Here is a 7,792-nt window from a genome sequence, read left to right on the forward strand (position 1 = left end):
CCAAATTTCTTCATCTTCTAATAAATCAACTTTATTATTTTCATTTAGATCTGGATTTTTAATTATAGATGCAAATAAATCATCATTTTGCGCTAATAATTGTTTTTCTGCATCAGATAGATTTGTTTTTTCATTTAAAGGATTGTTTTCAGGTGTGCCAATTTTATTATCAAAGTTAATTTCTCCTAATTCTATTTTTGCTACATCATCATTTATAGACTTTATTGGTAAAGTTTCTAAACCTTCTGCTAATTTTAAATATCCTTGAAAACTTTTATTCTCACCAATAAAAATTATACCTCCTGATATATCTCTATTTGCTTGAATTGAAAAACTACCTTCTTTAACTTCTGAAACTTTATAATTATTTCTTCCATAACACAAAATAACTTTAGTAACTTTTTCTTCTAAATTCTGAGTGGAAATTTTTTGTGATGGATTATTAACTTTGCCTGATATAGTTAAATATTCTAAAGTAGTTTCATCTTCAGTATTATTATTGATTGATGAGTTTTGGCATCCTGGTAGGGCAAAGAGAATAGAAAAAATTATTACTAAAATAAAAAGTTTTTTCATATAATCACCCCTTATATAACGTATTGTCAAAAATATTTACTTAATAATATATCAAATCCCTGTTACTACAGGAATCTTTATTAAAAAACTTGCCACCCCCCTGATTTTGAGGTATATTTATACTATCTAGTCGTAAAAACACACCAAAAATACAAGAAAGGTGGCAAGACTTATGACTAAATTAATCTTTTGGCTTCTTGCTTATATCAAATTGCAACAAAAAATTATTGTTTATCTTATTGTTTTACTTACAAGTAAAAATATTTCTCCTAAATCTGATACTCCTATCAACAAAAAATATCGTTATTTACAGGTGGATGAAATGCCTATCATTGAAATTCATGAAACTTATGACTATCAAAAACTTCTTATTAATTATCAGCTTGATCACGGTAAAAAGTTAAAACCTATTAAAAGACATAAAGAATCAAAATCTAAAGTACCTAATACTATTACTTGCCCTCGTTGTGGAGCTCCTCATATCTATATTTACAATAATAATGGTGGCAAAGGACAATTCCAGTGTAAAATTTGTAATTGTAATTTTAGTTATAAAAACAGATTTTCTAAAGCTGCTATTATACGCTGTCCCCACTGCAATAAGCTTCTTGAGAAAATTAAAACTCGCAAAGATTTCTTTGTTTTTAAATGTAAAAATAATAGTTGTTCTTATTATCTTTCTAAATTATCCAGTATGACTTCTGATGAGAAAAGGATTTTTAAAGATAAACCCTATAAGTTTAAAGTCCGCTATATTTATCGTGAATTCAACTATGATTATGAGCCTTTAAGTAAATCATCACCTGTAATACCTAAAGTCGATATCTCTAAAATACATTCTTCTCCTCATACTCTTGGTTTAATCTTAACTTATTATGCTAATTATGGTATCTCAGCCAGAAAAACTGCTGGCTTAATGAAAGATGTTCATAATGTTGATATTTCTTATCAAACTGTTTTAAATTATGTTGATTCAGTTAGCAAGCTTGTTAAACCTTTTATTGATAATTACCCTTATGATCTCTCTGATTCTTTTTGTGGTGATGAAACTTATCTTAAAATTAAAGGTAAATGGCAGTATTTATTTTTCTTTTTTGATGCTGTAAAAAAGATTATTCTTTCTTACAGAATTTCTCCTAATCGAGATACTTTATCTGCTATTAAAGCTTTAGATGATACTTTAAAAAAGATGAAAACTATTCCTGATGATTTAAGCTTTGTTGTTGATGGTAATCCTATTTATGTCTTAGCTCAACATTTCTTTTCTCAAAATGGTATTCATTTTGATATCAATCAGGTTATTGGTTTAACTAACAAAGATGAAGTATCTAAAGAATTTAGACCTCTAAAACAGATTGTTGAAAGATTAAACCGTACTTTTAAAAAAGAATACAAAAACAAATATGGTTTTAATTCTTCAGCAGGTTCTGAAGCTTTCACTATCCTTTTTGTGGCTTATTTTAACTTCCTGAGACCTCATTCTGCTTTAGAGAAGAAAGTACCAGTTATTCTAGATGAACTTAAATATCTGCCTAATATGCCTGCTAAATGGCTTAAATTAATCGATATATCTCAGGATTATATTAAAAAACTATCTGCTTAATTCTTTAAATTTGTTCCCAGAGCCTGAGGCAGATCTAAAATAATTTATTAGCAGTGGCGAAGCGAACCCTTTACTAAAACCAGCCAAATGGTAAAATGAAAATTCGAGGGCTGGTAGTTTACCCTGCCTATTAATCTGTTCCCTTTCGCCCTCGGCTCCTAATCAACACCATTTTGGGTGGTTTTTGTCAAGGGCACTGCGGTCTTTTATTATCTTTTGTTCTTTTTTGCTTTTTCTATCTAATTTAATCTCTTTTTCATAGATCTTTTGACATTACCAATTATGTATTCAAATAAGTCTTAATATATATTTCTTGAATTTATTTCATATCCCTCTTTCTAACATTAAATCACTTAAAAAAGGGATAATCTATTGTTTAAAGAATATATAATATAACATTAAAAAGGAGGTTTTAGTTATGGAAGAAGGTATTATTTTACTTCTAATTTTATTTTTAATTTTCAATGTTGGCATTGGAGAAATATCATTCCCGAATATAAGTAAAGAAAATATTGAAATTGAAGAAGAAAAAATCACCGGTAATGAAGAAATCAATGAAACTGGTGATGAAAACAATAATATATATAAAGTATTTAAAGAATCTATACAGGGTAATGCCAAAATAAATTTAAATACAAAAAATGGAGATATTTATAGTTATTTTGAATCTTCAATTGACGGAAATGCAAATATAAATATGAAATCAATTAATGGTAATATTTATATTCGTTTTCAAGAAAAAATCACTGGAAATGCAAATATAAATGTAAAATCAAATACCGGTGATATTCATATTCTCTTTGAGGAAAGATTATTGGGAAACCCTAATATTTCTCTTCAAACAAATACAGGAAATATCGTCTTTTATAATGACCGAAATACAATAAGAAAATTTAATATAAATGTTAATGCAGTTAAAATAAAATATAATAAAAAAGATTCTGCTAATATATTTGATTAAATATTTAATTATTTAATGGATTTTCAAAAGAACATGGTAAATCAACACAGCATTTTCCACAAACATCAGTTAACTCCATTTCTGGATGTTTACTGTCATTTTCTAAGAGTAAATCATAACAACTATATCTATCAAATTCAGATTCTGATAAAGCATCTGTTACACATCTATCTACACATATATTACAATTATAACCTGCTTTAGTTAAACATCTTTCTTCAGTAATTTTTTCAGATGGATCTAAATCTACATTTGTTACAACCGTTCCAATTCTTCCAGCACTACCTTTATTAGTAATTAACATATTATTTACACCAAATGTACCCAACCCTGCAATATAAGCAACATGTCGATGTGACCAATCACTCATTAACTTTTCTTTGTCAAAATTGCTTGTTGCAGGGATAGTTGCAACTTCAATATTTTCTTTAGCTAGTTCATTTTTCAAATGTTGATTTATATCAGAAATTAATTGATTTGTTTCTACATAAGCCTTTGCCCATTTGCTTGAACTGTATTTTCCCTCAATATTTGAATTGGTAACTTCTTCAGAAAAAGGAATAAAATAAGCAACAACTGATTTAGCATCAGCTAAAATATCTTCAGGCATTTCATGAGAAGAGCTTACAACTTCTTTTAATTTTTTAAATTGTGGATCTTTGGCGTCAGCAAAATTTACTATAGCTTCCTTCCATTCTGTTTTAATATCCTCATTTTTTTGGTATTCTTTTATATAGTCGTTTATAATCTTAGTGATTTCTTCATTCATTATTTGAACTCCTTTCTGCATTTTATAGCAGGGTTTAATGTATAATAACAAATATTTTTCTAAATCTCAATCATGATTATATTAATGTCTGCCCTGATGAGAATTACAACTTAAATCAAAACCACATTTTTTCAACTGTTCTATTATTTTGTCAGGTTTCTCATACCACTGTCCCCATTTTCGAGAAATATGTTCTGTCCAGCTATAATTTTCATAAGTAAATTCATCATTTTTATCTTTTTTAATTGGAATTTTAGCATTAAGATTTTTATAATAATCCTGGGCCAAATATCCTTCATCCATTTTTTTCATTGCTTTGTCAATCTTTTCATTATCTAATTCTGGATACTCATCTTCAAATAAAACAAAATCCATTGGATAACGAGGGCGTGTTTCTTTGTCTTTTTCTGGATAACCCATTACTAATTGAACAACTGGAAATACTTTTTCTGGTAAATCATATTCCTCAATTATTTTATCAGCATAATAGGGAGCCATGCCTAAAAAACAGCTGCCCAATCCTTCACTTTCTCCTGCTATAACCATATTTTCAGCCATTAAAGAAGCATCCTGAATCCCAAATAATAAAAGTGATAAATCATTTGTAACCAGATCCCAGTTTCTTTTTTCCATTACCTTTTCTAATTTATGAATATCAACGCAAATTGTAAATAGCAGTGGAGCATCAAAAGGAATATTTCCTTTTTTAGTTAATAGAACACTATACATTTGAGATACAAATGGAGCCTGCTGACCGGCTCTTACTATTTTTTTTATTTTTTTATCAGAAGGGACCTTTTCTTTATAATTTCTAATAGTTTTGTGATTTAACATAGTTTCTATAACTTCATTTTTTTCTTCTTCCATAATTTTATACCACCTTTTATTAGGATAATACCCTTTCATCTATTCTTCTAACAAGACTGTATGTATAGGGAGTAAAAAAATTATTCCAAAAATTACTGCCTGAAATATTGAAAGATTCATAGTCAACACCACATAGGTTATAATTATTTTCAAAAAGCCAATTTTGTATACTATTTAATAAAGTCACTCCAATTTTTAAATTTCGATACTCTTTTTTTACATATGCTCCTGTAATATTCATCATTTTTTTGTTTTTGGTTATTATTCTTTCTCCTTCTGGCTCTATTTTCATAAAACCTACAATTTGATTTTCATAAGAAGCAGCCCATATATGACGATTATTACCTTTTAACCAGTTATTTAAATATTCTTCTGGATCCTGTTTTCCTACAGGCATAAATAAGGGGGATTTACTAAAATAGTTATGCAATTTATCCTGAATTTCAGCTAATTTTGATATATTACTTCTTTTCATCTTAGTTATTATAATATCTTTGTTTATATTTTCTAAAATATTTACCTTACGGATTGCATCAATACATCTTAAACCAAAGCCAAGCCAAAAAAATATATCAATAACATTTTTTTGATGAGCATAAATAGTTAAAGCATGGTGAGTATAACCTTCATTAACCCACTTATTTGCAGCATTTTTATACAATAATTGATAGATCTTTTTTTTATTTCTCTCTTTTACTCCATGACCAAAATCAGGGCAATAAATCCCTTTACAATCCCCCCAGAATTCTTCTATTTTATAACCTGCTAAAAATCCAATTAACTCATTATTCTCAATTGCAACAACTCCTGAACCATTTTTTATTAGGTCTATTAAATATTTTTCTATCTCTTTTTTTAAATTATCTTCAAAAGGAAGATATGCTATTGATTTTATTTCTTCTTTATAAGAATTAATTACAATTTTACTTAATTGTTGTAAGTATTTTTCTTTTATATTAGTAGTTTCTATATTCATTTTAGATACTTAAATCCTATAATTTACTAAGAATTAAGTATCTATCACCTCCTTTTAGTTTTAGATTGTATTATTCTACTTTTTGAGAACATAAGAAAAACAATATACCGGGTATTAATATTAGTAACCAGGTACCATAGGGAGCTAAAAGATAATTAAGAAAATTAGAACTAATAGGCCAATAAATTAATAGTATAGGAAAAACCAAAAGTGATAAGAGGATATTAATAATTGCCCCCAATCTTTCCCGACGCCAGGCAATAGCTAAACCAATAACTGCCACTACTTCAAGTAATGGAGGTATATTTTCTATTGGTGGATAATCTTCTACAGCATAAGGGTCAGTTACACCTGTAGTAATCCAATTCCAAAAATAACCACCAATAATAAATAACACAATAATAATAAGCACCAAACTCCAAACTCTGGCAATTTTTCTAACTCTGGAAACAATATTAGGATCTAACATATAATTCATCTCTTTTCTTATAAATTACTCAAACTCACTTTTTGTTAAACCAAATAGAATTTCATCATAATAATTACCCTTAGTATATACCATTTGTCGCCTTCTACCTTCCTGACTACAACCAAGCTTTTTTAACATATTGGCAGAAGCAGTATTTCCATTTAAAACACTTCCATAAAATTTATTTAATCTTCTTTCATTAAAAGCATAATCCAGCAATATATTCATTGCCGCTGTTCCGTATCCTTTTCCCCGATGATCTCTATCTATCTGCATTCCAATGCTAAAAGTACCATTTCTTTCATCTATTGAGTTTATATTTGCTCCTCCAATATTAACTCCATCAAGATTTTCAATAGTAAACATAATTCTGCCTGTGCTTTTTGAAAAATTTTTATACTCTTCTGAAAATTCTTTTGCTTCTTCAACTGTAGGTGGTAATTCTACCTGATAACTCAAAAGTCTTCTACCCTGAGAATCAAAACGATTATAATAATGTTCTTTCCAGTCTTCCTCTTTTATTGCTCGTAATCTAACCAGATTATTTTGCCAAAAATAATTATCATAGTTAATCTCTTTCACCAAAATTCACCCCTTTCATATTTTCTTTTATTTTTTCATTGCTATTAATAAAATGAATTTTATTTTTAAGCCAGAAAGGAATATACCAGATATGAAATACAGTAATAGCTAAAAATTCAATTGTTACTAGATACCAGGGCCATGGACCAAAAAAATCAAAAAGCGTTTTACTGGTACCCATCGGTTTTCCACATAAAAAAAGATAATTAGAATCTAAAATTATATTAATTACACCAACTATTAACACTATAAGATTGGTAATCCCAAAAGTTTTCCAGACAGATTTATAATTCACCCTGTAATTTTCAACAAATAGCATATAAACTACAGCAAACACTACTGAAGCGTGAGCAATAAGAAATTGCCAGAAACGATAATGAGTATAATTAACATCCAGGGAAGGAGTAATAATAGCTATAAACGCTCCTATTAACCCCCAAAAATAAGTGAGTTCAAATAAGTAAAAATTTTTATTTATTAACATAATAATAGCTAAAATTATAGAAATACCACAGAGATGAAAAGGGAGAGAAGTTGTCAGTGTCCATTTGCCCACATATATTCTCCAGACATGTAAGGAACCTTCTGAAATAATCAGAGAATATATAAGTAATCTTTCATAAAATATTTTGTTTTTTTTCATTTTATCTCTAAATATATAGATTAAGAAAATAATAATGATCACACTAAAAATAAATAATATATGATCAGTAGAAAAAAGAATAAAAGGTTTACCATTTTCTACTGGTCGAAAAAATTCTCTCATATATCATCTCTCCCTTACAGTATTCTTGGTTTTAACTTTTATATCTTTTCTCCCATTCTTCTCTCATAATTATATTCTTATTATTCTCCAAATGATCAGTAGCTAATATTCCCTCCAGATGATCTATTTCATGTTGAAATAATTCAGCAAAATCATCTTTAAAAGTTTCAGTAATGTTTTCTCCTTTTGTATTCTGATATCTAACTTTTATTTTTTTATGTCT

Annotated in this window: 10 protein-coding genes; 2 read left to right on the forward strand and 8 right to left on the reverse strand. The window is 27.9% G+C overall.

The window, feature by feature from the left end; genetic code table 11:
• A partial coding sequence (locus tag VJ881_10585; GenBank protein ID HKL76497.1) for a hypothetical protein occupies positions 1-576 on the reverse strand: 576 nt, incomplete at its 3' end.
• Positions 577-748: 172 nt separating this feature from the next.
• On the opposite strand from VJ881_10585, the gene VJ881_10590 reads away from it, so the two are divergent.
• Together VJ881_10590 and VJ881_10595 are read left to right on the forward strand one after the other, a co-directional pair.
• A complete protein-coding gene (locus VJ881_10590; protein HKL76498.1) occupies positions 749-2,179 on the forward strand; it encodes a DDE-type integrase/transposase/recombinase in 1,431 nt (476 codons plus the stop codon).
• 418 nt (positions 2,180-2,597) lie between these two features.
• Complete coding sequence (locus VJ881_10595) at positions 2,598-3,140, forward strand: hypothetical protein (protein ID HKL76499.1); 543 nt, start codon at positions 2,598-2,600, stop codon at positions 3,138-3,140.
• Between the two features lie 4 nt (positions 3,141-3,144).
• Here VJ881_10595 and VJ881_10600 read toward each other — a convergent pair whose 3' ends face one another.
• The 7 genes from VJ881_10600 to VJ881_10630 all read right to left on the reverse strand — a co-directional run.
• Positions 3,145-3,909: an epoxyqueuosine reductase gene (locus VJ881_10600; GenBank protein HKL76500.1), complete on the reverse strand. Its 765-nt coding sequence runs from the start codon at positions 3,907-3,909 to the stop codon at positions 3,145-3,147.
• An 81-nt stretch (positions 3,910-3,990) separates the two neighbouring features.
• Positions 3,991-4,776 carry a nitroreductase family protein gene (locus VJ881_10605; GenBank protein HKL76501.1) on the reverse strand — a complete coding sequence of 262 codons (786 nt, stop codon included), beginning with the start codon at positions 4,774-4,776 and terminating at the stop codon, positions 3,991-3,993.
• Positions 4,777-4,795: 19 nt separating this feature from the next.
• Positions 4,796-5,752, reverse strand: a complete 957-nt coding sequence (locus VJ881_10610; GenBank protein HKL76502.1) for a GNAT family N-acetyltransferase — start codon at positions 5,750-5,752, stop codon at positions 4,796-4,798.
• A gap of 70 nt (positions 5,753-5,822) precedes the next feature.
• Positions 5,823-6,221, reverse strand: a complete 399-nt coding sequence (locus tag VJ881_10615; protein HKL76503.1) for a hypothetical protein — start codon at positions 6,219-6,221, stop codon at positions 5,823-5,825.
• Between the two features lie 24 nt (positions 6,222-6,245).
• On the reverse strand, positions 6,246-6,803 hold the full coding sequence (locus tag VJ881_10620; GenBank protein ID HKL76504.1) for a GNAT family protein: 558 nt from the start codon (positions 6,801-6,803) through the stop codon (positions 6,246-6,248).
• Positions 6,790-7,569: a TIGR02206 family membrane protein gene (locus tag VJ881_10625; protein ID HKL76505.1), complete on the reverse strand. Its 780-nt coding sequence runs from the start codon at positions 7,567-7,569 to the stop codon at positions 6,790-6,792. Before VJ881_10625 ends, VJ881_10620 begins: the two co-directional genes overlap by 14 nt.
• Positions 7,570-7,600: 31 nt before the next feature.
• The coding region (locus tag VJ881_10630; GenBank protein HKL76506.1) for a peptide deformylase at positions 7,601-7,792 on the reverse strand (192 nt) is incomplete at its 5' end.

This window comes from Halanaerobiales bacterium (assembly GCA_035270125.1).
Lineage (GTDB): Bacteria > Bacillota > Halanaerobiia > Halanaerobiales > DATFIM01 > DATFIM01.